Annotated in this window: 20 protein-coding genes and 1 pseudogene; 3 read left to right on the forward strand and 18 right to left on the reverse strand. The window is 64.0% G+C overall.

Annotated elements, in window-relative coordinates; genetic code table 11:
• Nucleotides 1-16: 16 nt before the first annotated feature.
• The 3 genes from HH800_RS25900 to HH800_RS25910 all read right to left on the reverse strand — a co-directional run bounded on the left by HH800_RS25900 (nt 17) and on the right by HH800_RS25910 (nt 2006).
• On the reverse strand, nt 17-739 hold the full coding sequence (locus tag HH800_RS25900; protein ID WP_169863465.1) for an alpha/beta fold hydrolase: 723 nt from the start codon (nt 737-739) through the stop codon (nt 17-19).
• A gap of 119 nt (nt 740-858) precedes the next feature.
• Entirely contained in the window at nt 859-1389 is a 531-nt protein-coding gene (locus HH800_RS25905; protein WP_007686150.1) for a GNAT family N-acetyltransferase, read from the reverse strand.
• Entirely contained in the window at nt 1386-2006 is a 621-nt protein-coding gene (locus HH800_RS25910; protein ID WP_008832583.1) for a recombinase family protein, read from the reverse strand. The genes HH800_RS25905 and HH800_RS25910 overlap by 4 nt, the downstream gene beginning before the upstream one ends.
• A gap of 125 nt (nt 2007-2131) precedes the next feature.
• On the opposite strand from HH800_RS25910, the pseudogene HH800_RS25915 reads away from it, so the two are divergent.
• Together HH800_RS25915 and HH800_RS25920 are read left to right on the forward strand one after the other, a co-directional pair.
• A pseudogene (locus HH800_RS25915) lies at nt 2132-5011 on the forward strand (Tn3 family transposase); the annotation flags it as partial.
• Between the two features lie 83 nt (nt 5012-5094).
• Nucleotides 5095-6198 carry an IS110 family transposase gene (locus HH800_RS25920; protein ID WP_015063481.1) on the forward strand — a complete coding sequence of 368 codons (1104 nt, stop codon included), beginning with the start codon at nt 5095-5097 and terminating at the stop codon, nt 6196-6198.
• A 493-nt stretch (nt 6199-6691) separates the two neighbouring features.
• On the opposite strand, the gene HH800_RS25925 is transcribed toward HH800_RS25920, so the two are convergent.
• The 13 genes from HH800_RS25925 to HH800_RS25985 all read right to left on the reverse strand — a co-directional run bounded on the left by HH800_RS25925 (nt 6692) and on the right by HH800_RS25985 (nt 21336).
• On the reverse strand, nt 6692-7441 hold the full coding sequence (locus HH800_RS25925) for an HAD-IIB family hydrolase (protein WP_004212890.1): 750 nt from the start codon (nt 7439-7441) through the stop codon (nt 6692-6694).
• Nucleotides 7438-9939, reverse strand: coding sequence for a heavy metal translocating P-type ATPase (locus tag HH800_RS25930; protein ID WP_004212886.1), 2502 nt, complete (start codon nt 9937-9939; stop codon nt 7438-7440). The genes HH800_RS25925 and HH800_RS25930 overlap by 4 nt, the downstream gene beginning before the upstream one ends.
• The gene (locus HH800_RS25935; protein ID WP_004212885.1) at nt 9936-10544 is read right to left on the reverse strand and encodes a cation transporter; all 609 of its coding nucleotides are present in this window, start codon (nt 10542-10544) and stop codon (nt 9936-9938) included. The genes HH800_RS25930 and HH800_RS25935 overlap by 4 nt, the downstream gene beginning before the upstream one ends.
• Nucleotides 10541-11227, reverse strand: a complete 687-nt coding sequence (locus HH800_RS25940; protein WP_004212882.1) for a ZIP family metal transporter — start codon at nt 11225-11227, stop codon at nt 10541-10543. Before HH800_RS25940 ends, HH800_RS25935 begins: the two co-directional genes overlap by 4 nt.
• A 3-nt stretch (nt 11228-11230) precedes the next feature.
• Nucleotides 11231-11644, reverse strand: coding sequence for a hypothetical protein (locus tag HH800_RS25945; RefSeq protein WP_169863466.1), 414 nt, complete (start codon nt 11642-11644; stop codon nt 11231-11233).
• Between the two features lie 47 nt (nt 11645-11691).
• The gene (locus HH800_RS25950; RefSeq protein ID WP_169863467.1) at nt 11692-12069 is read right to left on the reverse strand and encodes a hypothetical protein; all 378 of its coding nucleotides are present in this window, start codon (nt 12067-12069) and stop codon (nt 11692-11694) included.
• Complete coding sequence (locus HH800_RS25955) at nt 12066-12554, reverse strand: SRPBCC domain-containing protein (protein ID WP_004212879.1); 489 nt, start codon at nt 12552-12554, stop codon at nt 12066-12068. Before HH800_RS25955 ends, HH800_RS25950 begins: the two co-directional genes overlap by 4 nt.
• 53 nt (nt 12555-12607) lie before the next feature.
• Nucleotides 12608-15853: an efflux RND transporter permease subunit gene (locus HH800_RS25960; RefSeq protein WP_004212878.1), complete on the reverse strand. Its 3246-nt coding sequence runs from the start codon at nt 15851-15853 to the stop codon at nt 12608-12610.
• A 3-nt stretch (nt 15854-15856) separates the two neighbouring features.
• Entirely contained in the window at nt 15857-17035 is a 1179-nt protein-coding gene (locus HH800_RS25965) for an efflux RND transporter periplasmic adaptor subunit (RefSeq protein WP_004212877.1), read from the reverse strand.
• On the reverse strand, nt 17035-18312 hold the full coding sequence (locus tag HH800_RS25970) for a TolC family protein (RefSeq protein WP_004212875.1): 1278 nt from the start codon (nt 18310-18312) through the stop codon (nt 17035-17037). Before HH800_RS25970 ends, HH800_RS25965 begins: the two co-directional genes overlap by 1 nt.
• 60 nt (nt 18313-18372) lie before the next feature.
• Complete coding sequence (locus HH800_RS25975) at nt 18373-18669, reverse strand: hypothetical protein (RefSeq protein ID WP_007406840.1); 297 nt, start codon at nt 18667-18669, stop codon at nt 18373-18375.
• A gap of 73 nt (nt 18670-18742) precedes the next feature.
• On the reverse strand, nt 18743-20710 hold the full coding sequence (locus HH800_RS25980) for a cytochrome c/FTR1 family iron permease (RefSeq protein ID WP_004212871.1): 1968 nt from the start codon (nt 20708-20710) through the stop codon (nt 18743-18745).
• Nucleotides 20710-21336 carry a cation transporter gene (locus HH800_RS25985; protein WP_004212870.1) on the reverse strand — a complete coding sequence of 209 codons (627 nt, stop codon included), beginning with the start codon at nt 21334-21336 and terminating at the stop codon, nt 20710-20712. The genes HH800_RS25980 and HH800_RS25985 overlap by 1 nt, the downstream gene beginning before the upstream one ends.
• A gap of 75 nt (nt 21337-21411) precedes the next feature.
• On the opposite strand from HH800_RS25985, the gene HH800_RS25990 reads away from it, so the two are divergent.
• A complete protein-coding gene (locus tag HH800_RS25990) occupies nt 21412-21831 on the forward strand; it encodes a MerR family transcriptional regulator (RefSeq protein WP_169863468.1) in 420 nt (139 codons plus the stop codon).
• Here HH800_RS25990 and HH800_RS25995 read toward each other — a convergent pair.
• Entirely contained in the window at nt 21825-22628 is an 804-nt protein-coding gene (locus tag HH800_RS25995; RefSeq protein WP_017503485.1) for a PDZ domain-containing protein, read from the reverse strand. The genes HH800_RS25990 and HH800_RS25995 overlap by 7 nt on opposite strands.
• 142 nt (nt 22629-22770) lie before the next feature.
• A complete protein-coding gene (locus HH800_RS26000; protein WP_004213255.1) occupies nt 22771-23331 on the reverse strand; it encodes a recombinase family protein in 561 nt (186 codons plus the stop codon).
• Nucleotides 23332-23847: the final 516 nt, after the last annotated feature.

The raw sequence follows: 23847 nt of genomic DNA on the forward strand, positions 1-23847 counted from the left end.
CACTGCTGGATCAGTGTTACGTCGGCGCCACCAGGCCCTCCAGAGCCGACACGAGCAACTCCGGCGCCGAGTAGAACGGCGAATGATCCGTTTCCAAGGTGATCACGCTGTTACAGGGCAAGTCGGCCTGGAAGGCGCGCTGGAGTTCGAGCGGGACGGCGCGGTCTTCCGTGCATTCGATGTAAGCGCGCGGTATTTTTCCGTATCGCTTCTCAGTGACGTGAACAGGGGTAACCAGTCCGCTGAGCGGCTCGGCCGAAACCTGCGCTTCAGCGCGCGCGACCCACTCGCTGGGCGTCGTATTGTAAAAGGTCGAACCCACCGCTTCCTGCCGGATCACCGTCGTGTTGTCGGGCCTGCGCTCCATCACGTCGGCCTGATGGGTGTGGGGAACGCGCGACGACGCCTGCGCAACCGACACGCCATCGGCCAACATGAAGGCCGACAAGTAGACCAGGCGATCGATGTGCTCAGGAACCCGCTCGCCCACCTCGCTGATGACAATGCCGCCACGGCTGTGGCCGACGAGGATCACAGGCTCGTCCTGCTCCCGGACAAGCTGAGCCACCTGATCAGCCCAGTCAGCCAAGGTGACAGTGGAGACGGGGGTCGGGTCGGGGCCCATGCCGAGGAGGTCCGGCGCAACGACCTTGTGACCCGATGTCCGAAGCAGAGGCGCAATGCGCTCCCAGCACCAGGAAGCGTGCCAAGCGCCCGATATCAGTAAAAAAGTGGCCACATCGTCGCTCCAAATCGTTCTTCCGAGCGATAGGATAGATGCTGTGGATCGACAAGGGGGCGTTTGCGGGAGGGGGCGGAATCCTACGCCAAGCTCGCCCAGATAGCCGGCGCGAGATCTTACTTGTTGCTGCCTTCTACGGTCGCGCCAGAAAGGCGACGGCTCAGTTCTATCCGGCGATGGCTACGCATTTTGAAGGTGTCTGGCCCAACGCGCCGATACTCAATGAAGCCGAGAGAACGCCAAAATCGCTCTGCCGCTTCATTCGCTTCCAGCACGGCCAACCGAATCTCTGTGGCACCTCTCGCAGCGGCCCAGCTTTCGACCGTCGAGTAAATTGAGCGTCCGACGCCACGACCACGCTGTGCGGCATCTACGATCATGAAGCCGAGATACCATGTGCCATCACGCGGATAATCGCGGAGGATGGCCGCGATTGCATATAGGCCGCCAGGCCCCTTCCATCCCAGGACAGCTTGATTGTGGGCGCTCTTTTCGGGCGGCACATCGGAGAAAAGCTCGCGAGCATCGTCCAGCGTGGGCGCGGCCCCGTCCTGCAACAGGAAATAGTCGCTGCAACGGTTGTACAGGTCTGCAACGTCTGCGGCGTCCGCTTGGGTAAGTTTGATCGGGGCTCCCGTCATCATCATCGCGTTTTGGCAGCAAGCACGCGCTGACCGTAATCCCGGAGTTCCCCGTTGGGACCGACATAGCGGTAGAGAGTGACGCGCTCGATCCCGAGTTCCTTGCAGAGGTCGGAAACGGACGTGTCGCGTTGGGCCATAGCAGCCTGAGCGAGCCGCACCTGGGCCTTGGAGAGGGCGAACTTGCGGCCACCCTTGCGTCCCCGCGCGCGGGCAGCGGCCAGGCCAGCCATGGTGCGCTCGCGGATCATATCCCGCTCAAACTCCGCCAGTGTGGCAAAAATGCCGAACACCATCCGGCCCGATGGCGTCGTGGTGTCGATCTGCGCGCCCTTGCCGGTGAGCACCCGCAGACCGATACCGCGATCCGACAGATTCTGCACCGTGCTGACCAGGTGGGTGAGCGTTCGGCCGAGCCGGTCGAGCTTCCAAACGATGAGGACATCGCCGTCGCGCAACGATTTCAGGCAGGCGGCAAGACCGGGGCGATCATCACGGCTACCGGATGCACGATCATCATAGATATTGCCTGGCTCGACACCGGCAGCGCGAAGGGCATCGTGCTGCAGGTCGAGCGACTGCGAGCCGTCGGCTTTGGACACGCGGGCGTAGCCGATCAGCATGGATCACAAACGAAGGTTTGAGGCGGTGACGAACATGAGCACATAAGATTGGGCTATTGTGTATCTTAACCAGCATCTCAATCAAGCTATCTCAAACCGTAGCTCGGAAAGAATAAGGAGCATGTATGCCGCGTCGCGTGACCCTGACCGATCGACAGCGCGAGGCGCTGCTTCACTTGCCGGTCGATCAAGGTGAGCTGCTGCGGCACTATACCCTCAGCGATGAGGATCTCGGGCATATCCGCCAGCGCCGGCGCGCCCACAATCGTTTTGGCTTCGCGCTGCAACTGTGCGTCCTGCGCTACCCGGGCCGGGTGCTCGCTCCTGGCGAGTTGATCCCGGCGCAGGTATCGGATTTCATCGCGGCCCAGCTCGGCCTGACCAGCGACGATCTACTCCTCTATGCCGCGCGCGAGGAGACCCGGCACGAGCATCTGGCGGACCTTCGCCGAATCTACGGCTATCGCTCCTTTTCGGGGCGGGGCGCACGGGATTTGCGCGAATGGATCGCTCGGGAAGCCGAGGCGGCGACATCGAATGAGGATCTTGCCCGTCGCTTCGTTGCGGAGTGTCGCCGCACCCGCACGATCCTTCCCGGCTCCTCGACGATCGAGCGCCTTTGCGCCGATGCGCTGGTTGAGGCCGAGCGCCGGATCGAGGATCTTATCGCCCATCGCATCACGCCAACCCTGAGCGAGAATTTGGCTCACCTGTTGGAGGATACGGTGGATGGTCGCGTCACGCGCTTCGTATGGCTGCGACAGTTCGAGGTTGGCGCAAATTCAGCAGCCGCTAACCGGCTGATGGATCGACTGGAATATCTTCAAAGGTTCGATCTTCCGGCGGATTTGCTGGACGGCGTGCCGGCGCATCGTGTGACCCGGCTTCGCCGGCAGGGCGAGCGCTATTACGCCGACGGCATGCGTGATCTGCCCGAAGACAGGCGGCTTGCGATCCTCGCTGTCTGCACCCTGGAATGGCGGTCATCGCTGGCCGATGTCATCGTGGAGACCCACGATCGCATCGTAGGCCGTCTCTATCGGGCCTCCGAACGCCTTTGCAACACCAGGATCGCCGACGAAAAGGCGGCCGTTCGGGACACGCTGAAGTCCTTTGCCGAAATCGGTGGTGCTTTGCTTGGAGCGCAGGACGATGGCACGGCCCTGGACGGGATAATCGCCACCGGGCCTGGCTGGGAACGGTTCAGAACCCTTGTCGCCACGGCCTCCGCGCTGACCAACGTGCTCGCGGCCGACCCGCTCAGCCGTGTGCTGGACGGCTATCACCGTTTCCGCCTCTACGCGCCCAGGATGCTGCGCCTGCTCGACATGCAGGCGGCGCCGATCGCCACGCCTCTTCTGGCGGCCGTTGCGATGCTGCGTAACGGGATCAAGGTCGATCCGCCGGTGGATTTTCTACGTCCCAACTCGAAATGGCATCGTCATCTTCGCGCTGAGCCCAGCGGCGACCACCGGCTTTGGGAAATCGCGGTGCTGTTCCACATCCGCGACGCCTTCCGGTCCGGTGACATATGGTTGGCGGGATCGCGCCGCTATGGCGACCTCAAGCAGCTTCTGGTCCCGCCACAGGCGATAGAGCAGACCGCGCGGCTCGCCGTGCCGCTGCGACCCGGCGAATGGCTGGCCGAGCGCAGGGCTCGACTGGATACACGGCTGAAGGAGTTTGGCCGCGCGGCGCGAACCGGCACGATCCCAGGCGGCATCATCGAGAACGGCAAGCTGCACATCGACAAGCTGAGGGCCGACACGCCCGAAGGGGCCGAGGATCTCGTGCTCGATCTCTATCAACAGCTCCCGCCCGCGAGGATCACCGATCTGTTGCTGGAAGTCGATGAGCGAACCGGATTTTCCGAGGCGTTCACGCATCTGCGCACCGGCGCGCCCTGCAGCGACCGGATCGGCCTGATGAACGTGTTGCTGGCGGAAGGCGTCAATCTCGGTTTGCGCAAGATGGCGGCGGCGACCAACACGCACAGCTTCTGGGAATTGCTGCGGATCGCGCGCTGGCATGTCGAAGGCAGCGCCTATGATCGGGCGCTCGCCATGATCGTGGAGGCCCACGCCGCCCTGCCCATGGCCGCCTTCTGGGGACAAGGGCAATCGGCATCCAGCGACGGGCAGTTCTTCCTTGCTACCGAGCAGGGCGAGGCGATGAATCTGATCAACGCGAAATATGGCAACGTCCCGGGCCTCAAGGGATACAGCCATGTGTCCGATCAATATGCGCCGTTCGCAACCCAGGTGATCCCGGCAACGGTCAGCGAGGCTCCCTATATCCTGGACGGGCTGCTCATGAATGACGCGGGCCGCCGCGTTCGCCAGCATTTTGCCGACACGGGCGGCTTCACCGATCATGTGTTCGCCGCCTGCGCCTTGCTCGGCTACAGGTTCGCCCCCCGTATCCGCGATCTCCCTCAGAAAAGACTCTATGCCTTCACGCCCAACGCGACGCCGGCCAATGTGCGAGCGCTGGTCGGAGGTAAGATCAATGAACCGCTCATCGAGCGCAACTGGCCCGACATCCTGCGCATCATGGCGACGATCGCAGCGGGGATCGTCGCCCCCAGCCAGATTCTTCGCAAGCTCGCCTCTTACCCGCGCCAGAATGAGCTGGCCCTCGCATTGCGAGAGGTGGGCCGCATCGAGCGAACCCTGTTCATGATCGACTGGATTCTTGATGCCGGCCTCCAGCGCCAGGCTCAGATCGGCCTCAACAAGGGTGAGGCCCACCACGCCCTAAAGCGCGCCATCAGCTTCCACCGCCGAGGTGAAATCCGGGATCGATCCGGCGAAGGCCAGCACTATCGCATCGCCGGAATGAACCTGCTCGCCGCCATCATCATATTCTGGAACACCATGAAGCTCGGCGAGGTCGTCAATACCCGGGCCGCCAGCGGTACCCATATCGCGCCTGATCTACTCGCCCACGTCTCGCCGTTGGGATGGGAACACATCAATCTAACCGGGGAATATCGCTGGCCCAAATCCTTAGACCCAATGACCGTCATTCGCCTCGCGCTTCGAGGCAGGTGGGGCGTAAGCTCAGCTTGTCAGGAAGGAGAAGGACAATGTCGATCAGCAAGTTTGTCGGTCTCGATGTCCATAAAGAGACGATTGCAGTTGCGCTCGCCGATGACGGTCGGACTGGAGAAATCCGGTTCTACGGGACCATACCCAACACGCAGGATTCGATCCGGCGTCTGGTGGCCCGACTGAGCAGCCCGGATGTCGCGCTGCATTTCTGTTATGAAGCAGGCGGCTGTGGCTACGGAATTCATCGTCAGTTAGTCGATCTGGGGGCGGAATGTAGCGTGATTGCGCCATCGGTCATGCCGCGCAAACCTGCGGACCGGATAAAGACCGACCGACGTGACGCGATGACGCTCGCCCGATTGCTACGGTCTGGTGAATTGACGGCGATCTGGGTCCCGGACGAGGCACACGAGGCTATCCGTGATCTGATTCGTGGGCGACGCCAGGCGAAACACGATTTGGTTGCTGGCCGGCAGATGTTGTTGAGCTTCCTTCTGCGCCATGGGCGCAAGTTCGCCGGTCGATCCAATTGGACCAAGGCGCACTGGCGCTGGCTCGGTGAGCAGGCGTTTGATGCACCTCACCAGCAATTCGTATTCGGCGAGAGCATCCGCCGGATCGAGGAAGCACAGCAGCGCTGCGACCGACTGGATGCAATGCTGGTGGAGGCATTGCCCTATTGGTCGCTGGCGCCGTTGGTTCAGGCTCTGCAGGCCTTGCGGGGTGTCGGCTTGATTGTCGCCGCCACCTTAGTTGCAGAAATAGGCGACCTTGGTCGGTTCGATACCCCAAAACAGCTCATGGGTTGGCTGGGGCTGGTCCCGTCTGAAGCGTCGAGTGGTGCCCGGACGCGCCGAGGCGCAATAACGAAGACCGGCAACCGCGAAGCGCGAGCAATGTTGGTGGAGGCGGCCTGGTCCTATCGACTGCCAGCGCGGGAAGAACGCCGCTATCGAGCCCGGGTCGAGGGACTGCCGGATGAAGTCAAAGCCATCGCCTGGAAAGCACAAGTCCGACTGTGCCAGCGCTACCGGATGTTGGCTGCGTCCGGGAAGCCCTTGCCGAAGGTCATCACGGCGATCGCTCGCGAATTGGTGGGATTTGTCTGGGACATCGGGCGACGTATGCAGCCCGCATGACGACGGCATCTCAAGTTATTGGACCTGATGGGCGTGCCGCGAAGACCAGGCAAGATGGGTAACCCTCGGCGTACGTTGGGGCAGGTTTCGACCGATGCCCGTGCTTAGAGAGAGGAAGGCCCACGACGGAAATGGGAAATGCGGTAGTCAATCCGCGGATGAGAGCATGATCAATCGTCGTCGATCGGCTCGCGGCACACCCATCAGGTGCATCATCAGTTTCAATTACACCGGACCTCAGTTTTGGTGTAGGTTCTGTGCGGCTCCGCTTCCAAAATGACGGTCATGAGAGCGTAGGATTCCGCCCCCTCCCGCAAACGCCCCCTACGATTGAGAAGCGCGGCGGAATCTCTTAGATTGATCGCTGGAGGCTTTGTTCGCGGAGACGCGCACATTGCCTTCTTTTCGTTTTAGGAAGCGCTGCCCTAAGCGACAGAAGCCAGAGCTTTGACAATGCGGCATTCCGCGATGGAGCCGACCATGTATCTTGATCCTATCGGTGCAGACACGCGATGATGGCGGTCACGACGGCGGTGGTTTCCGCGACGTCGCGCACCCTCACTGTGTCGAGGCCGATTTCAGCAGCGGGATAGTCATTCCCACCGGGGAATATCGCATCCCCAATGAACAGCATCCCGTCGAGCGGGACACCGCTCTCGGCACTCAGGCGCTTCAGGCCATAGCCCTTGTCGATCCCTGCTCTGGTCACGTCGATCGATGTCGTGCCACCGAGATTGATCGAGAGCTCCGGCAGCTTCGCGCGCAACGTGGCCTGCAACGCGGTCCTCTTCTTTCGGTCAGGATCCCACGCTTCCTTTTCCTTCAGCGGCGCTGCCTGCCCCAGGCCCGAAAAGGTGATCTGGCTGCCCCGGTCCTCGATCCGTTCGCCCCAGATACGTTCGTCGGCGAGACCGGCATCGGTCAGCGCCTGATCGAAGGCCGTGCGGATCTTCGCCTTCTCCGCGTCGTCGAACAGTTCGGCATAGACCGCGCGCCAAGCGCCATTGATGAACCGATAGAGTTTCGTGCCTGTGGTCGGCATCAACCAGAGACGGTCGAGCGCGACGCCGGCAGGAAGGCGCGAGGCGATCTGCTTTTCGAACTGCGGCCAGTCCCCGCCCGAGATCACCGCCACATCCGTGATGGCGAGCAATCGGGCGAGGATTGCGGCCATATCCTCCGATAACGGCCGCTTGCTCTCGGCAAGCGTGCCGTCGAGGTCGAAGGCGATCAGCCACTTCATGCCGCCTTCCCTGCCGGATCGCGGTAGGCGAGCAGCCTGAGCGCATTGATGACGACGAGCAGCGTCGATCCCTCATGAACCGCCACCGCTGGCCCAATGCCGAGGCCGAGGATGGTAGCAGGCACCAGGAAGGCGACGACACCCAGGCTGACGAAGACGTTCTGCCGGATGATTCCACGGGTATGGCGGCTAAGACCGACTGCGAATGGCAGGTGCGCCAGATCGTCGGCCATCAGCGCCACGTCGGCTGTCTCCAGCGCAACGTCCGACCCCGCCGCGCCCATCGCGATGCCGACCGTGGCGCTTGCCATCGCCGGCGCATCGTTCACGCCGTCGCCCACCATCGCGACCTTGTCTTCGCCGGCGAGCTTCTTGATCGCGGCAACCTTGTCTTCGGGCATGAGGTCGCCCCACGCTTCGTCGATCCCGACTTCGTCGGCGATCGCTTCGGCGACTTTCTGGTGATCGCCGGAGATCATTATCATCCGCGACACGCCCATCTCGTGCAGCCGACGCAACGCGGTCTTGGCAGCTTCGCGAGGCGTGTCCATCAGGCCGATCGCGCCCAGGTCGCGGTCCCCCTTGCGGACCACCATTGTCGTGCGGCCGTTCTCGCGCAGCTTCGCGATTGCGTCCTGCGCGCCCTGCCCCAGCGCCGGAATGCCCTCACTTCCGAACATCTCGGCCTTGCCGATCCACACCGTCTCGCCATCCACGCTCGCGGTGACGCCCCGACCGGTCAGGCTCTTGAGGTCGCCGGCAGTCGGCACGGCACGATCGTTCAGACGTTCGCGGCCGTCCTTGACGATCGCTTGGGCCAGGGGATGGTCGCTCAACGCTTCGACGGCGACAGCCAGCGCCAGCAACTCGCCTTCATCGGCGCCATCGACGGGCACGACATCAGTGATGCGCGGACGACCTTCGGTCAGCGTGCCCGTCTTGTCGAAAGCGATCGCTTTGAGCGACCCGAGGTTTTCGAGCGGTGCACCGCCCTTCACGAGCACGCCGCCCCGCGCTGCACGGGCAACGCCCGACAGGACCGCGCTCGGCGTTGCGATCGCGAGCGCGCACGGGCTTGCCGCCACCAGCACCGCCATCGCGCGATAGAAGCTGTCGCGGAACGGCTCGTCGACGACCACCCATGCGAACAGCAGGAGCACTGACAGGACCAGGACGGCGGGCACGAAGATCCGTTCGAACCGGTCGGTGAAGCGCTGCGTCGGCGACTTCTGCGTCTCCGCTTCGCTCACCATCTTCACGACCTTGGCAAGCGCGCTTTCATTGGAACGGCGTGTCACCTCGATCTCGATCGCGCCGCCGCCGTTGATCGTACCAGCAAAAACCCGGCTTTCCGCGTCGACTGCATCGGGCTTGGCGCGTGCCGCTGCGGCATCTGCGACCGGCACCTTGTCGACCGGGATGCTTTCACCCGTGACCGGGGCCTGGTTGATCGCGCTGGTGCCCTTGATGACGAAGCCGTCGGCAGGCAGGCGCTCGTTCGGGCGGACGATGGCAATGTCCCCGACGACCATCTGCTCGACCGGGATTTCGCTGGTCTGCCCGCCGCGTCGCACGGTCGCGGTTTCGGGCGCGAGCTTCGCCAGCGCCTCGATCGCCTTCTTGGCGCGGCCCATTGCATAATGCTCAAGCGCATGGCCGAGGCTGAACAGGAACAGCAGCAGCGCACCTTCGGCCCATGCGCCCAGCGCAGCGGCGCCGGCCGCAGCGACCAACATCAGCGTGTCGATCTCGAACTTCTTCATCCGGAGGTTGTCGATCGCCTCGCGCAGCGTGAAGAATCCGCCGAAGAAATAGGCTGCGATATAGCAGGCGGTCGGCAGCCATTCGGGCGCGCCAGCGACCAGCCTCTCGATCGCGTAGCCGATCCCCAGCAGCGCGCCACAGGCGAGCGCGAAGATCAGCTCGGTATTGGGGCCGAGAAATTCGGCGTGGCTATGGTCGTGGCCATCGCCGGGGCCGTGCTTCTCTTCGCCCGCGCCGTGGCCCCCGGGGCCGTGGTCGTGGCCGGCATGTTCATCGGCAGCGACCCGCTTGCCCACCCTCACCTTCAGCTTGCGAAGCGCAGCGCGCACCTCCTCTTCGGTGGTTTCGCGGCGATCATATTCGACCCGGACAGACCCGCTGGTGCTGGCGCTTGCCTGGACCACGCCGGGCAAGGCGCACAGCGCATCGCTGACCGTGCGCGCCCGACGTTCGTGGTTGATCCCCGTCACCTGCCAGATCGCATGGCCGTAGCGCTCGGTGATTTCGGCACCTGCGGCGCGCACCATTTCGCGCAACCGTGGCAGCGGCAGCTTGGCGGCATCGAAATGGATGCACAGCGCCGCTGGCGTGTTGCCGTCGAGACAGATCACATGCGCCCGCTCGACACCTTCGCGCTTTGACAGGGTTGATACGAGACGGTCCAGGCAGGCATCGGCCGCGTCAGGAAGGTCCGGCAACAACACTGGAATGTCGAGTTCGAGCTTGTCGTTCATGACGACCTCCTTTCGCTTTTCTTGGTTTCGGCGCGCGCGTCGCGCAGGATTTCGACACCGCCCTTGATGGCGATGATGGCGGTGGCGAAGCCGACCAGCAGGTCCGGCCAATTGGTACCCAACCACAGCACCAGCACGCCGGCGATCAGGATGCCGCCGTTGGAAATGAAGTCGTTGAAGCTGAAGGTGGTTGCGGCCCGGAGATTGACGTCCGGATCCTTGAGGCGCTGGAGCAGCCGCAGGCAGAGGTAATTCACGACGCCGGCGATCGCGGACATGACCATCATGGTAGGTCCGATGGGCTCGCTGCCCTGCACGTAGCGCCGTCCGACATCGATCAAGATGCCGCCCGCGAAGATCAGCAGCATGACGCCCGAAGCGACCGCGGCGCGTGTCTTCCATGTCTGGCCCCGGGTGAGCGCCACAAGGCTCAGCGCATACACAGCCGTATCGGACAGGTTGTCGACGCCGTTGGCGATCAGCGCGCTCGAGTCCGCGAAGAAGCCGGAAACGAAGAAGCCCGCAGCGATCGCCGCGTTCAGCAGCAGGACGATCCACAGTGTGCGGCGCTCCTGCCCGCCATTGTTGTCGTTGCCCGGGATCATCCCATCATCTCCTCAAGTGTCAGCAGGGCCAGGAAGCCGACGAAAAACATCGAGCTGATGAGCGGGGTGTCGGGTTTCTCGTGCGCCTCGACCAGCAACTCCTCCGTGACGAGGTAGAGCAGCGCCATCAGCCCGAAGCTGAGGAAGCCGGCGATCATCACCGGCGACAGCGCGGCGACCGGCACGGCAGCGAGCGCGCCGATCGGCAGCAGCAGGGCCAATGCCGAGACGATCACGATGATGCGCAAGCGCGAGCGATAGGTTTCCGCCAGCTCGTCGGTCAGCGTCAGTCCCAGAAATAACACTTCCAGAGTGAGCGCGATCGTCAGCAGGAGACCTGCCTTCTCGCCCGCCACGAAAGCGAGGCCGAGCACCAGGCCGTCGACCAGAATGTCGATGCCGATCGCGGCGAGTAGCGCCATCGGCCCCTTGAAGCGGGCCTCAAGAGCCTTGAGCCCCAGCATGGTCGCGACGCCCGCCGCCCCGCCGATCAACGTCGCGCTGGGCGATGCCTCATGCTTGACCTGCGGCAGGATTTCGGTCGCTGCCGCCGCGAACACGACGCCGGCAGCGAGATGCTGTAGGCCCGCCACGAGGCCAGGTTTCAACTTGGTGCGGCTCGCGACAATCGCGCCGAGCACGACCGCCAGCACAGGCGCAAGCGTATAGAGCAGTGCCTGCATTTCCTAGGACTCCTCCGGGGTTCGGTGGCAGACGCGGATCTTCCCGCGTCGCGTGAACGCGATCGATCCGCCCGCCACGACAGCCCGCGAATGGTCGCCGCGAAACTCGTCACCGGTTCGCTGCGCGCGCAGGATCTCGGTCCTGCCCTTCGGCAGCCAGGTGAAGGCCATTTTCAAGCCGTCATCGATGAAGTCGACATCGGCGCGTGTGCCGTCGTCGCAGTACATGATGCGCTGCGCGATTAGTTTCGACGTCAGATGCTTTTCATGCGCCGGCTCGGTAGGCTGGGTCGGCGCTGGATTACACGCCCCTATAACCGCCCCGGAGACGAGAACGACGCCGAGGCGCGCGATCGCCAGACCGGCCCGATTCAGGCCGCACAAGGTTGTCACATTTGAAATCGACGTGTCAGACATCGGTCTCTTCCGACGAAGCGCCCTGTGGCGTTCGAAGGCAGGGCAGTTCATCGCGTGCCTTCCCGCTCGCAGATCCGGGTACGGCCATCGCCTTCCACGATGGTGAGCTGCGACCCCTTGAAGGTCGCGGTGGCTGTTTCGCCGACATATTGCAGGCCCTGCGCTGGCGCGGTCAGCATCATCGGCGGCCCCCCGTTGGAGCGCCGCAAATCGATCTGCAGGCCGTTGTCCTTGTAATCGACGAACAGCGGTTCCCCGTCGGAACAGCGATATCTATGCCGCCCCATTTCCTCGGTCGCCACGGCGCTGTCGGACGAATGGATCTGCTGCTCCGTTGGCGGGGCTGGCGGCTTTCTTTCCGAGCACGCCGCGAGCCCGACAACGAGGATGACGGCGGGCAGCACCCGCTTACAGTGCATCATCATCGCGCCTTCCTCCTGTAGCGGAAGGGGACGCGCTGACGATTGATAGCCCGGGCAGGCTGACCTACCCGCCAGCGGAGATAGGTTGCGAGGCGATCGTCAGATTCGACCATCAGGGATCGCAGGCGGCGCAACATCATCGCCGCGAACGGCAGGGAGAGCGCCCCGCGCAGCGTGCAGCTATGCGTTAGCCTGGTGCCGCCATCGTCCCCCGCCAGCTCGTACCGCTCTTCGAGCGTGAACAGATAGGGGATGCCGCAGGACCAAGCGAAGGCGTGCGGTTTATCGAATCGATCAATCCGTGCTGGCGTCCGAATTGGCCGGGTGATGCCCTGGATCGCAAAGGTGCATTCTGTGTCGCCGAGCCGGGACGGATCATCGAGAAATACGAGCGGACTCCACGCCCGGCGATGATCCGGATCGGTGAGTGCCGACCAGATGCGCAGTGGCCCGCCGTGAAGCATCGAGCTGGTTATGGTGCGAGGCATATCCCCATCTCCCAGAGATGGGCGGGGCGATCGCGGATCGCCCCGCCCATCCATCAGGCCAAGTTGTTCACGAAGGTCTGACCGTGGTCGTCCCCTTCATGCTCCTCATTGTAGTGCTCGGGTTTCTCGATCACTTTCTGCCCGAACCGGGCATAGAGTGTCGGCAGCACGAACAGCGTAAGAAGCGTCGCCGAGATCAGACCGCCGATGACGACCGTCGCCAAAGGCTTTTGAACCTCTGCGCCGGCGCCTTCGCCCAGCGCCATCGGCACGAAGCCGAGGCTGGCGACTAGCGCGGTCATGATGACGGGTCGCAGACGCTGCATCGCGCCAACATGCGCGGCTTCCTCGCGGCTCATCCCTGATCGGATCAGATCTTGGATCGAGCTGACCATGACGAGGCCGTTGAGGACCGCGATGCCCGAGAGGGCGATGAAGCCCACTGCCGCCGAGATCGAGAAGTCCATGCCCCGCAGGAACAGCAACAGGACGCCGCCCACCAGCGCGAAAGGCACGCCGGTGAACACGATCGCGGCGTCGCGGACCGATCCCAACGCCCCGTAGAGGAGCAGCAGGATCAAGATGAAGCAAGCCGGAATGACCAGCTTCAGCCGTTCGCTTGCCGATTGGAGGTTCTCGAACTGGCCGCCCCATTCGAGATAGGTGCCGGCAGGCAGCCGGAGTTGGCTGCCGATCGCCGCCTGCGCATCCGCCACGACGGATCCGACGTCGCGGCCACGCACGTTGGCTTGCACCACCACGCGCCGCTTGCCGTTCTCGCGGCTGATCTGGTTCGGACCATCGACCACCTTGATCTCGGCGACGCTGGACAGCGGTACATAGCCGCCGCCTGCCACCGGCACCTGCACCTGTTGGAGCAGGCCGATGTCGGCACGCTGCGCCTCCGACAGGCGGATCACCACGGGGAAGCGACGGTCGCCCTCGAAGATCTGGCCCGATGTTCGCCCGCCGATCGTCGCAGTCACGGTGTCCTGCACATCCTGAGCCGTAACGCCCAACCGCGCCATCGCGTCGCGGTTGACGCGAATGTCGAGCATGGGAAGACCGGTCGTCTGCTCCACCTTCACGTCCGCTGCGCCTTGCGTTCTGCGCAGCACCGCCGCGATTTGCTCGGCCGTCCGGTTCATCTGGTTGAAGTCGTCCCCGAACACCTTCACCGCGATGTCGCCGCGCACGCCGGCGATCAGCTCGTTGAAGCGCATCTGGATGGGCTGGGTGATCTCGTAGGCATTTCCCGGAATCTTCGCGAGATTACCCTCGATCCGGCTGACCAGCTCCTCCTTGGGAAGCTCAGGATCCGGCCAATCCTTGCGCGGCTTCAGGATGACGAACATGTCGGTCGCGTTCGGCGGCATCGGGTCGGCCGCCAGCTCGGCGGTGCCCGTCTTGGAATAGACGAATTGCACCTCCGGCTGCTTCGACATCATCCGCTCGATCGGCACCTGCATCGCCTGGCTCTGCTGGACCGACGTTGCCGGAATGCGGAGCGACTGGATCAGCAAATCGCCTTCGTCGAGCTGCGGCAGGAACACCGAGCCGAGCGTAGTGAAAGCAAGCGCCGCCACCACAAGGCTTCCCACACCCGCACCGATCGTCAGCGTCGGGCGCTTCATGGCCCGGTCGAGACCGGGTTCGTAGCGCTTCTTCAGCCACGTGATGATGCGGCCGTCCTTCTCCTCGACCTTCTTCGACAGCCAGATCGCAATCATCGCCGGCACGAAGGTGAGAGAGAGGATGAAGGCGAAGGCGAGCGCGATGATGACGGTCAGCGCCATCGGTCCGAACGTTTTACCCTCCACGCCGGTCAGCGTGAGCAGCGGTACGTAGACGAGGATGATGATTGCCTGCCCGTACACAGAGGGACGGATCATCTCACGCGCAGCGGCTGCCACGGTCGCGAGCCGTTCCTTGACGCTGAGCAATCGGCCTTCATGATGCTGTTGCTCGGCAAGCCGGCGCAGCGCGTTTTCGACAATGATGACGGCGCCGTCGACGATCAGACCGAAGTCCAAAGCCCCAAGGCTCATCAGATTGGCCGAGACCCCAGCGCGCAGCATACCAAAGCCTGTCAGCATCATGGTGATCGGGATGACCAACGCCGCGATCAGGGCCGCACGGAAGTTGCCGAGCAGCAGGAAGAGCACGACGATGACCAGCACCGCGCCTTCGGACAGGTTTTTCGCGACCGTCTTGATCGTCGAATTGACCAGCTCGGTGCGGTTCAGCACCGGCTGAATTACGACGTCAGGAGGCAGCGAAGCGTTGATCGTCTTCAGTTTCTCAGCGACCGCGGTCGACACGATGCGGCTGTTCTCGCCGATCCGCATGATCGCCGTGCCGACGACGACTTCGGTACCGTTCTCCGATGCCGAACCCATGCGGATCGCCTGACCCGTCTTCACAGTCGCAACTTGTTCGACCGTGATCGGCACGCCGTTACGTGTCGCGATCACGGTCCTGGCCAACTCGCTGGCATTGCGAACGAGCGCATCCGAGCGAACAGCCAGACCTTCGCCATTGCGATTGACGAAGCCACCGCCGACGCTGGTGTTATTGCGCTCCAGCGCATTTCCCAGGTCCGTCAGCGTGATGCCGAGCGAGGCCAGCTTCTGCACGTCGGGCACGACGAGGAACTGCTTGGCGTAACCGCCAATCGAGTCGACACCGGCGAGGCCCGGTGTGGTCTTCAGAAGCGGCGTCACGATCCAGTCCTGCGCGGTGCGCAGGTAGGTCGCCTTGTCCTCTTCGGTCGTCAGTCGCTCGCCCTCTGGCGTGATGTAGCTGCCATCGGGCTGTTGGCCCGGTTCACCGGGCTTGTGCTTGTCGTCCTCGCGATGATCGAGACGAACGGTGTACATGTACACCTCGCCCAGGCCTGTCGCGATCGGACCCATTTCAGGGTTCACGCCGTCGGGCAGATTCTCTTGCACGCCCCGCAGACGCTCGCCCACCTGCTGGCGGGCGAAATAGATGTCCGTCGCGTCCGAAAAGACCGCCGTGATCTGCGCGAAGCCGTTGCGGCTCAACGAGCGCGTATATTCCAGGCCGGGGGTGCCGGCGAGCGCGGTTTCGATTGGAAACGACACCTGCTTCTCGACCAGCTCGGGCGAGAGGGCAGGCGCGCGGACGTTGATCTGGACCTGATTGTTGGTGATGTCCGGCACCGCGTCGATCGGTAGCCGGTAGAGGGAAAAGGCGCCGATGGCGGCGACGATGACGGTGAGGAGCAGGACTAGCCAGCGCTTCTCGACCGCCCAGGTTACGATACGGGCGATCATGGCTTAATCCTCGTGGCTCGCTTCGCCCTTGCCGATCTCGGCCTTGAGCGTGAAACTTCCGGTGGTGGCGATCTGTTCGTTGCCGGTCAGGCCCGACCGGACGATCACCGTGTCGCCCGACGCATCGCCGAGCTGGACCGGGGTCGCCTTGAAGCCGGTGGGCGTGCGCACGAACACGACCGACTTGCCCTCGAAACTCTGGACCGCCGTCGTCGGCACGCGGACCGCCCCGCTCCCGCCGCTGCCCGTGAGCTGCACGGCTGCCGTCACAGGCTCGCCGACCCGCCATTCGCCACCGCGATTGTCGAGGGTGGCGAGCGCAGGCACGAGCCGCGTCTGCGGATCAAGCGCCGGCGACACGAAGGTCACGCGGGCGGTCGCCTGACGGCCTGCCGCCTTCACCAGCACCGTATTGCCGGGACGCACCCGGCCCGCATCCTCGGGCTTGAGATTAAGCGCGATCGACACCTGGCTCAGGTTGGCGATGCGATAGAGTTCGGCATCCGCCGCGACCGTTTGTCCCAGCGTCACGGGGCGCGCAATGATCTGGCCCGAGATCGGCGCGGCAATGCCGAGCCGGTTGAGCCCGCCGCCGCCGACACCCGCCGCCGAAACCATGCTCTGCGCCTGCGTCAGGGCGATCCGCGCCTCCGTCGCCGCTGTGCGGGCGGCGATCAGATCCTGTTCAGGGGAGACTCTCTGCGCGAACAGCCGCTGTTCGCGCGCGAGGTTCGAATTAGCGAGCTGAAGCCGCGCCCGCGCCGCCTCGACCTCGCCCTTGATCTGCGCCGCCTCGCGGCTTTCGATGACCGCAATGGTCTGGCCGCGTCCGACCGATTGGCCGAGGTTACGGGTGAGCGCGACCACGCGTCCCGCAATTGCGGCCGAGACGACCTGCGTTCCCTGTGGGTCGCCCTCGATGATCGCGGGCAGCTCGATCGTCCCGGCCCCGCCGATGATCGGCCGTCCGACCTGGACGCCCGCTGTGGCGATCTGGTCGGCACCCAATGTGACGACGCCTTCACCGGCATGACCGCCTTCAGCACCGCCCTTTTCCGTGCCCGCTGCCGTCTCATTGGCAGCTGCGCCTTCGGCAGTTGCCTCGTTTCCGCCATCCTTGCCGCCGCAGGCAGCCAAGAGCAGGGCGAGCGACGCCGCGCCCGCGAGATAAAAGCTCTTCATCACTGATTCCCCCCATTGGGCGCACGAGCGGTCAGTCGCTCCACTTGCGCGCGGGCATTCTGGTAATTGGCAAGCGCGTCGATCGCGGCGACCCGCGTTTCGGCGAGCGTGCGTTCAGCATCGAGCAATTCGAGCTGGCCGAACTTGCCCTCGCGATAGCCGATCCGCGCGATGCGGGCGGCCTCCTGTGCAGCCGCCAGCGCCGGCCCCGACGCCGCACGAGCCGTCGTTGCGGCATTGGCCGCCTGCGCCTGCGCGTCCGTGATCGCCTGTTCGATGTCGAGCGCGGTCACGCGGCGCTGCGCATCCGCCTGGGTCCGCTGCGCGGTCGCCTGCGCAATCGCGGCGCGACCATTGTTGAACACCGGGATCGGGATCGACACGCTGAACACCGCCGCCATGTCGTTGGTCGCTTCCAGGCGGCGGATCGACGGCCCGACGTTCAGGTCAGGCACGCGATTGGCGCGCGCGAGCCGCACGCCGGCTTCGGCAATGGAGAAATCCGCGTTGGCTGCCGCCAGCGCGAGTGTGCCGGTCGTGTTGACCGGTGCCAACGGCCCATAGACGTTCACACCGGGAAGGCGATCGAGCAGCGTGTCATCGAGCAGGCCGTCGATCGGCCGTCCGATCCGACGCGCCAGATTGGCGCGGGCCGCCTCGGCCAAGCGAAGCTGCCGCTCCACATTGGCGTCGGCATTGATACGCGCGACATCCGCGCGCTGTTGCTCGAGTGGCGATGCCCGCCCTGCCTGCACGCGAACGCTCGCGGCCCGCAGCGCATCGCTGGCGATCCGGGCCTGATCGCGGGCTGTCATTACCCGGCGATCGGCCGCGACCGCTTCGACATAGAGCTGCGTTACCTGAAGCCGGACATCCGCCGCGATGATCGCGGCCTGGATCTCGGCCCGGGACAATTGCGCATTGGCGACCGCGACGCGGGCGCCGCGCTTGCCGCCTAGCTCGATCGGGATCGCAAAGCCGACCGTGGTTTCCGCGCTGCGGACCCCCCGATACGGCCCGGAGCCGATGACATTCTCGACTTGGCCTTGAACCACCGGATTGGGCCGCAAGCCGGCGACTGTGCGACCTGCACGGGCCGCGTCGATTCCAGCTGTCGCCGCTTCCGCAGCAGGGGCCGAACCGCCCGCTGCACTGACCGCTTGGTCAAGCGTGTAGACCGGCGCATCCTGCGCAACAGGCGCGGACGGTCCGACCTGCGCCTGCGCCATCGTGGCGCAAGACGCTGCGGCCAGCATGGCCGCGAGGATACGATTCATGAAAATAGGACTCCTGACGATGATCGACAGGGGCGCGCCAACGCACGCCCAAATCGGACGTCAGGCTTGGGGGGGCCTCAAATGGACCATGCCGGTGCGGCCGTCGAGCGACGCAGAGGCGGAGATTGTCGGCTTGGGCACTGTGAGGACGGGGGTATATTCCATCGTCGTGCGCGCAGGCGCGCCGACGTCGTGTCCGTGACAATAATTGTGATGATGCGGGACATTCTTGTCCGAGTCCGATGGCACCTGATCGATGTCACCGGCGGTATGGACCGTGAACTCAACGCCCGCGATGCTTCCCCCCGCCAGATCGGCGGCATGGGCCATGCCGGAGAAGCTGGTCAGGACCAGCATCAGGCATGTCAGGAAAGGCAAAAAGGCTCGCACTAGCTTGCCTCTATCACGGAAGGGTTTTCATGTCATTGCACTAATTCGAACCAAGGGTCACTGAGCCGGAACCCGAGCGGGATCGGTCGCGCCCGTTCCAGGCGAACCCGACCGCAATGGCGACCGCCATCAGGAGTTGCGCCAGCACCGATTGCCAAGTGGGAAACACGCCGAGCATCGACAGCCGTGGCACGTCCGCGAGCGGTGCGATGTTGATAAGGCCGGCTTCCTGGAGCGCGGCGACGCCTTTACCCGCCAGCACGACGGTCAGGACCGCCATGAGCCAGGAGCTATAGCGGAAGAACTGCGCGATCGGCAGCTTGCGACTGTAGCGAAGCATGGCCCAAGCGATCAGGCTGAGCAGTCCAATCGCCGACCCGGCCCCCGCGAGAAGCATCCCGTTGTCACCTTGCGCCGAAAGCGCGGCATAGAACAGGATCGTCTCGAAGACCTCGCGATAAACTACGACGAACGCCAGCCCGAACAGGAACCAGCCCGACCCGCCCGAGAGCGCCCGCGACATCTTCTCGCGAATATAGCGCTGCCACTGATCGGCCTGCGCCTTGCCGTGCATCCAAATCCCGACCGAGAGCAGCACGACCGCGGCGAACAGCGAGCCAAACCCTTCCGTCAGCTCCCGGCTCGCACCGCTGATCCCGATCGCATAGGTGGCGACCGCCCAGGTGATCCCGCCCGCGATGATCGCGCTGACCCAGCCGCCATGCACGTACCGCAGCGCCTCGCCGCGCTCGGCTTTACGCAGGAACGCGATCATGGCGACAACGATGAGCAGGGCTTCGAGCCCTTCACGCAGCAGGATCGTGAACGCGCCCAGGAACGTGGACGCTTCGGTGGCGGCATCAGGCGCGAGCGCCGCTTCCGCATCGTCGAAAAGGCCGCCCAGTACTGCGACCTTCTCCGCGAGATCATCGGGCGACGCGCCCCGGTCGATCGAGGCGCGGAACTCCCCCATCGCGCCCTCGATTCGACCCATCAGCGTCGCGTCGCGCGCGGTGAGTGTTGGCTCGATCGGCTCGAACCCATCGAGATAGGCCGACAGCGCCAGCTCTTTCGCCATGCGCGCATCGCCGCGCCGCGCAGCCGCCACGCTTTCGGCGAGTTTGGCGCGGGCGACCGCGAGCGAGCCGGGAGCCTGTTGTATCACCTGTTCGGGATGACGACGCAGGAACGCGAGCACTGGGTCAGCCTTGGCGTCGCCGATCGCCGCGCCGAGCGCGGCCGGGGTGAGCGCGACCAGGGTTTTCAGGTCCGGAATGCGCCGGCGAAGGGTCGGGTCGGATTTCCAAAGCCGCTCGCCTTCGCGCGCCTGCGCATCCGTGAAGGCGAAGCTCCCGGCTCGGAATGCTAACGCCCAGCGCTGATCGTTGGGCAGATCGGCGAAGCTCTGCATCGCGGTCCCGTCGATGCCTTGCGTCACCACCTGATAGAGCGCGAACACGCTGCGCTGGCGCGCGCGCTCGGCATCGGTGAAAGCAATCGGGGGCGTAGCGAGCTTGGCGGCGTCAGGGCCACGGCCGTTGCCCGTCATCCCGTGGCAGGACGCGCAGGATTGTCGGAACAGGGCATCGCTGGAGACGAGGTTCGGAGCCTTATCGGGCGCGAGCGGCACCGGGTAGGCGCGCAACAGATCGGCCGCGAGCCCGTGCGCCAATGTTGCCACCTGTTCAGTCGGTCCCTTTTCCGCGATCACCGCCTGGAGGTTGGCAGCCCGCTGGATGAGGGCTTGACGCTCCGGCTTCGCCGGCAGGCCCTGAAGCCGTGTCGAGACCGACGCGGCGAACTCCGTCATCTCGGCATATTCCGACGTGCTCTTGATCCGACCGTTGGCGACCGCGCCGCCATAATCGACGGCCATATAGTCGAGCAGCCGCCATGCGGTTTGCACGTCGCCGGGTTCGGCGATTGCCGCAGCAGGGATCAGCAGCGCCGCGAGCGCGGAGAGCAGCCGCAACGAGAGCATTGCCCGGATCAACGCGAGCAGACGCACTACCGCTCTCCCAATTCGCGCCGAGCGCCAGTGACGATTTCATAAGCGGAGTGGAGGAACAGGAGGGCGATGAGGCCGGCGACGGCGAGGTCCGGCCAGGCGCTTCCTGTCCACGCCACCAGACCGGCCGCGGCGATCACCGCCACGTTGGCGAGCGCGTCGTTGCGGCTGAACAGCCAGATCGCGCGAACATTGGCGTCCCCTTCCCGGAAACGCGCAAGCACCAAGGCGGACACGACATTGATCGCGAGCGCGACAACGCCGATTGTGCCCATCAGTTCGGCATCGGGCGCGGTTGCGTTCAGGGCGCGCCAAATCGCGAAACCGATTACGCCCACGCCAAGCGCACCGAGAAACAACCCCTGCGTCAGCGCGACCTTTGCCCTCGCCCGTGCGGACCAGGCAAGCGCGAGAAGACCGATAAGGCTGATCGACCCGTCCCCGAGAAAATCGAGGGAATCCGCTTTCAGCGCTTGGCTATCGGCGATGAACCCGCCGAACAGCTCGGCGACTCCGAAGCCGAGGTTGAGCACCACGACGGTCAGCAGCGCACGGCGATAGGCCGGATCGGTTTGCGCGCGCGCGGGCTCCCCGTGGCACCCGCAGCTTTCGGTAGAAGCATTCATGCGGCCTTCCTTACCACCTCCAGTCGCTGTAGAAGCAAGCGAAATGTGCGACACGTTCGCATAAGCAAGGATGGCATGATGAAGCCGGTGATGATTGGGCAGCTCGCCAGCGAGACCTCGACGAAGGTGACGACGATCCGCTTTTATGAGTCGATCGGGTTGCTCCGATCCGCCCCTCGCACGGCGTCGGATCGCAGAACCTACGATGCCAGTGACATTGAGCGTTTGCACTTCATCCGCAACGGTCGCCGGCTTGGCTTCTCCGTCGACGAGATCCGTTCGTTGATGGGGCTGGCGCAGAACCCGGACCAGGATTGTGGTGCCGCCTCAGCTATCGCTGCTCAGCACCTCAAGGATGTGGAGGAGAGACTGGCGCAACTCGCGGTGTTGCGGGATGAGTTGGCAATGCTCAGCCAGAGCTGCACCAAGGCGCGCATGGCCGATTGTCGGATCATGAAGGCGATCGGCAAAGGCCACCCTCAAGCCGATCAATAATAATCGGCCAGCCTGAGCTCGCGCACATCACCCGAGGCCATCGTCAGCTTTACGAGGGTGCCAGCAGGCCGGGAGCGCACTTGCCAGAGCTCCCCACGCGTATAGTTCGCATCGATCGAATGGCCGTTCACCGCCACGATCCGGTCGCCGACCGCCCAGCCAGCCTTTTCCGCGGGACTGTTCGCCGCCACATGAACAACGGTGAGCGCCGTTGGTGAGGCTGCGAGGCCAAGGCCGCTACGGTCCTTCAGCATCGGCAGGCGACGACGAGGACCGAGTGGCCGGAGCCACACGAATCCGGCGGTCACGTCGAACACCACGTCGAATTGAGCGATCAGCGGTAGGCCGACATTGCCAACCGTGCTGGTGGAGAGCCAAGCTCTCATCCCGAGTGTGGGGACGTTCGAGACGCCAAGCCCTTCGATGTTGATGTTCTGGATCGTGAAAGCATCGTTGATACGCACACCATCGACGCCGCCGATCGCCGCGGTCGAGACGAGCTTCCCGTTCAACAGCCCTTGATCGCGGGCATAGGCCGACGAGAGCATCAGCGCGGCCGAGCTGCCAAGATCGATCATCAAGGGCACGGGAGGCAAACCCGAGACGGAAGCTCGAATGAACAGCTCCTGCTTGGCACCGCGCCCGAGCGCGACAGCGCGCCAGTCGGGACCGGCGAGAAACGTGCCTGACTTGACGACCGCCATACGCCTTTTCGCGAAATCGAGCGCGATGCAGCTACCCGTGAACATATCGGCACCGAGGAGGATATCGATCGGTCGTCCGAAGGCCGCCGACACTGAACTCAGATCACCAACGACGGCAAAGGGTAAGCGACGGGTTTCGCGGGCGAGCTGTACGTCGATGTCGCGGACCAGCAGGCGTCACCTCAAGCTTTGTACGCTGAACAACGATTTTCCGGACATAATGTGAACATTGGTGTCAGGCAGCGGCGCGAAGGTACTGGTAGAGGGTTTCGCGGCTGATGCCCATGTCGCGCGCTATGGTCGCCTTGCGTTCACCGGCGGCAACGCGGCGGTGCAGATCGGCAATCATCTCATCCGAGAGCGACCGTTTCCGCCCCCGATAGGCGCCGCGCTGCCGAGCGATCGCAATGCCTTCGCGTTGCCGTTCGCGGATCAGAGCGCGCTCGAACTCAGCAAACGCACCCATGACCGAGAGCATCAGATTGGCCATCGGGGAGTCCTCCCCCGAGAAGGACAGGCTTTCCTTCTCAAACTCGATCCGGATACCTCGCTTGGTGAGGCCCTGGACCAGCTTGCGCAGGTCATCCAGATTGCGGGCCAACCGATCCATGCTGTGGACGACGACGGTATCGCCTTCGCGGGCGAAAGTGAGCAGAGCCTCAAGCTGGGGGCGGTTGACGTCCTTGCCCGATGCCTTGTCGGTGAAGGTCCGATCGAGCGACTGACCTTCCAATTGGCGATCCACATTCTGATCGAACGTGCTGACCCGGACATAGCCGATCCGTTGCCCCTTCACTGCGCACTCTCTCCATCAAAATGTCAGGTTGAAATCTATGATACGTAACGAAATTCGTCAACAAATTCCGTTTATCACCCTAATCTGACAGAAACCGCAGTACCGCCCTGACGTCCAGTTAGGCTATACTCCAGATTGACGTTAAAGCTTTACCTTGACTGTCACGAGCGGCGCGCCCGCATCTCCGATATCCCCCAGAGCCGCCTCCACGAACTCCTCCTATGGAATTGGAAGGCGGCAGCGCCTGGATTGACCATGGACAACGCGCCGGATTTTGATCGTTCCATTCCAAGTCCTCCTTTAAAACAGAAGGATATGGGCGATGCTAAACGTCATCTTCGTAACCGGGATCGCCGCAAAACGGCGTCACCACTCTCAAGTACGCAAACACCCACGGGCCACGTTTTTTTTTAACGGGGTATCAAGCCTCCAATAAGCCATCGGCCGCGACCCTCCCGCCCGCACCATAGCACGACCCGTTTCTACTGCGCACAGGCGGACTCAGCCGGCGACGGT

This window comes from Sphingobium yanoikuyae, assembly GCF_013001025.1.
GTDB lineage: Bacteria > Pseudomonadota > Alphaproteobacteria > Sphingomonadales > Sphingomonadaceae > Sphingobium > Sphingobium yanoikuyae_A.

Bases quoted from the DNA above. Each gene is read 5' to 3' on its own strand.
- HH800_RS25955 (WP_004212879.1), bottom strand. From the start codon at position 12,554: ATGCCTCGCACCATAACCAGCTCGATGCTTCACGGCGGGCCACTGCGC.
- HH800_RS25975 (WP_007406840.1), bottom strand. From the start codon at position 18,669: ATGCTGGTCCTGACCAGCTTCTCCGGCATGGCCCATGCCGCCGATCTG.
- HH800_RS25925 (WP_004212890.1), bottom strand. From the start codon at position 7,441: ATGAAGTGGCTGATCGCCTTCGACCTCGACGGCACGCTTGCCGAGAGC.
- HH800_RS25950 (WP_169863467.1), bottom strand. From the start codon at position 12,069: ATGATGATGCACTGTAAGCGGGTGCTGCCCGCCGTCATCCTCGTTGTC.
- HH800_RS25970 (WP_004212875.1), bottom strand. From the start codon at position 18,312: ATGAATCGTATCCTCGCGGCCATGCTGGCCGCAGCGTCTTGCGCCACG.
- HH800_RS25920 (WP_015063481.1), top strand. From the start codon at position 5,095: ATGTCGATCAGCAAGTTTGTCGGTCTCGATGTCCATAAAGAGACGATT.
- HH800_RS25905 (WP_007686150.1), bottom strand. From the start codon at position 1,389: ATGATGATGACGGGAGCCCCGATCAAACTTACCCAAGCGGACGCCGCA.
- HH800_RS25940 (WP_004212882.1), bottom strand. From the start codon at position 11,227: ATGCAGGCACTGCTCTATACGCTTGCGCCTGTGCTGGCGGTCGTGCTC.
- HH800_RS25965 (WP_004212877.1), bottom strand. From the start codon at position 17,035: ATGAAGAGCTTTTATCTCGCGGGCGCGGCGTCGCTCGCCCTGCTCTTG.
- HH800_RS25990 (WP_169863468.1), top strand. From the start codon at position 21,412: ATGATGAAGCCGGTGATGATTGGGCAGCTCGCCAGCGAGACCTCGACG.
- HH800_RS25960 (WP_004212878.1), bottom strand. From the start codon at position 15,853: ATGATCGCCCGTATCGTAACCTGGGCGGTCGAGAAGCGCTGGCTAGTC.
- HH800_RS25930 (WP_004212886.1), bottom strand. From the start codon at position 9,939: ATGAACGACAAGCTCGAACTCGACATTCCAGTGTTGTTGCCGGACCTT.
- HH800_RS25945 (WP_169863466.1), bottom strand. From the start codon at position 11,644: ATGTCTGACACGTCGATTTCAAATGTGACAACCTTGTGCGGCCTGAAT.
- HH800_RS25910 (WP_008832583.1), bottom strand. From the start codon at position 2,006: ATGCTGATCGGCTACGCCCGCGTGTCCAAAGCCGACGGCTCGCAGTCG.
- HH800_RS25935 (WP_004212885.1), bottom strand. From the start codon at position 10,544: ATGATCCCGGGCAACGACAACAATGGCGGGCAGGAGCGCCGCACACTG.
- HH800_RS25985 (WP_004212870.1), bottom strand. From the start codon at position 21,336: ATGAATGCTTCTACCGAAAGCTGCGGGTGCCACGGGGAGCCCGCGCGC.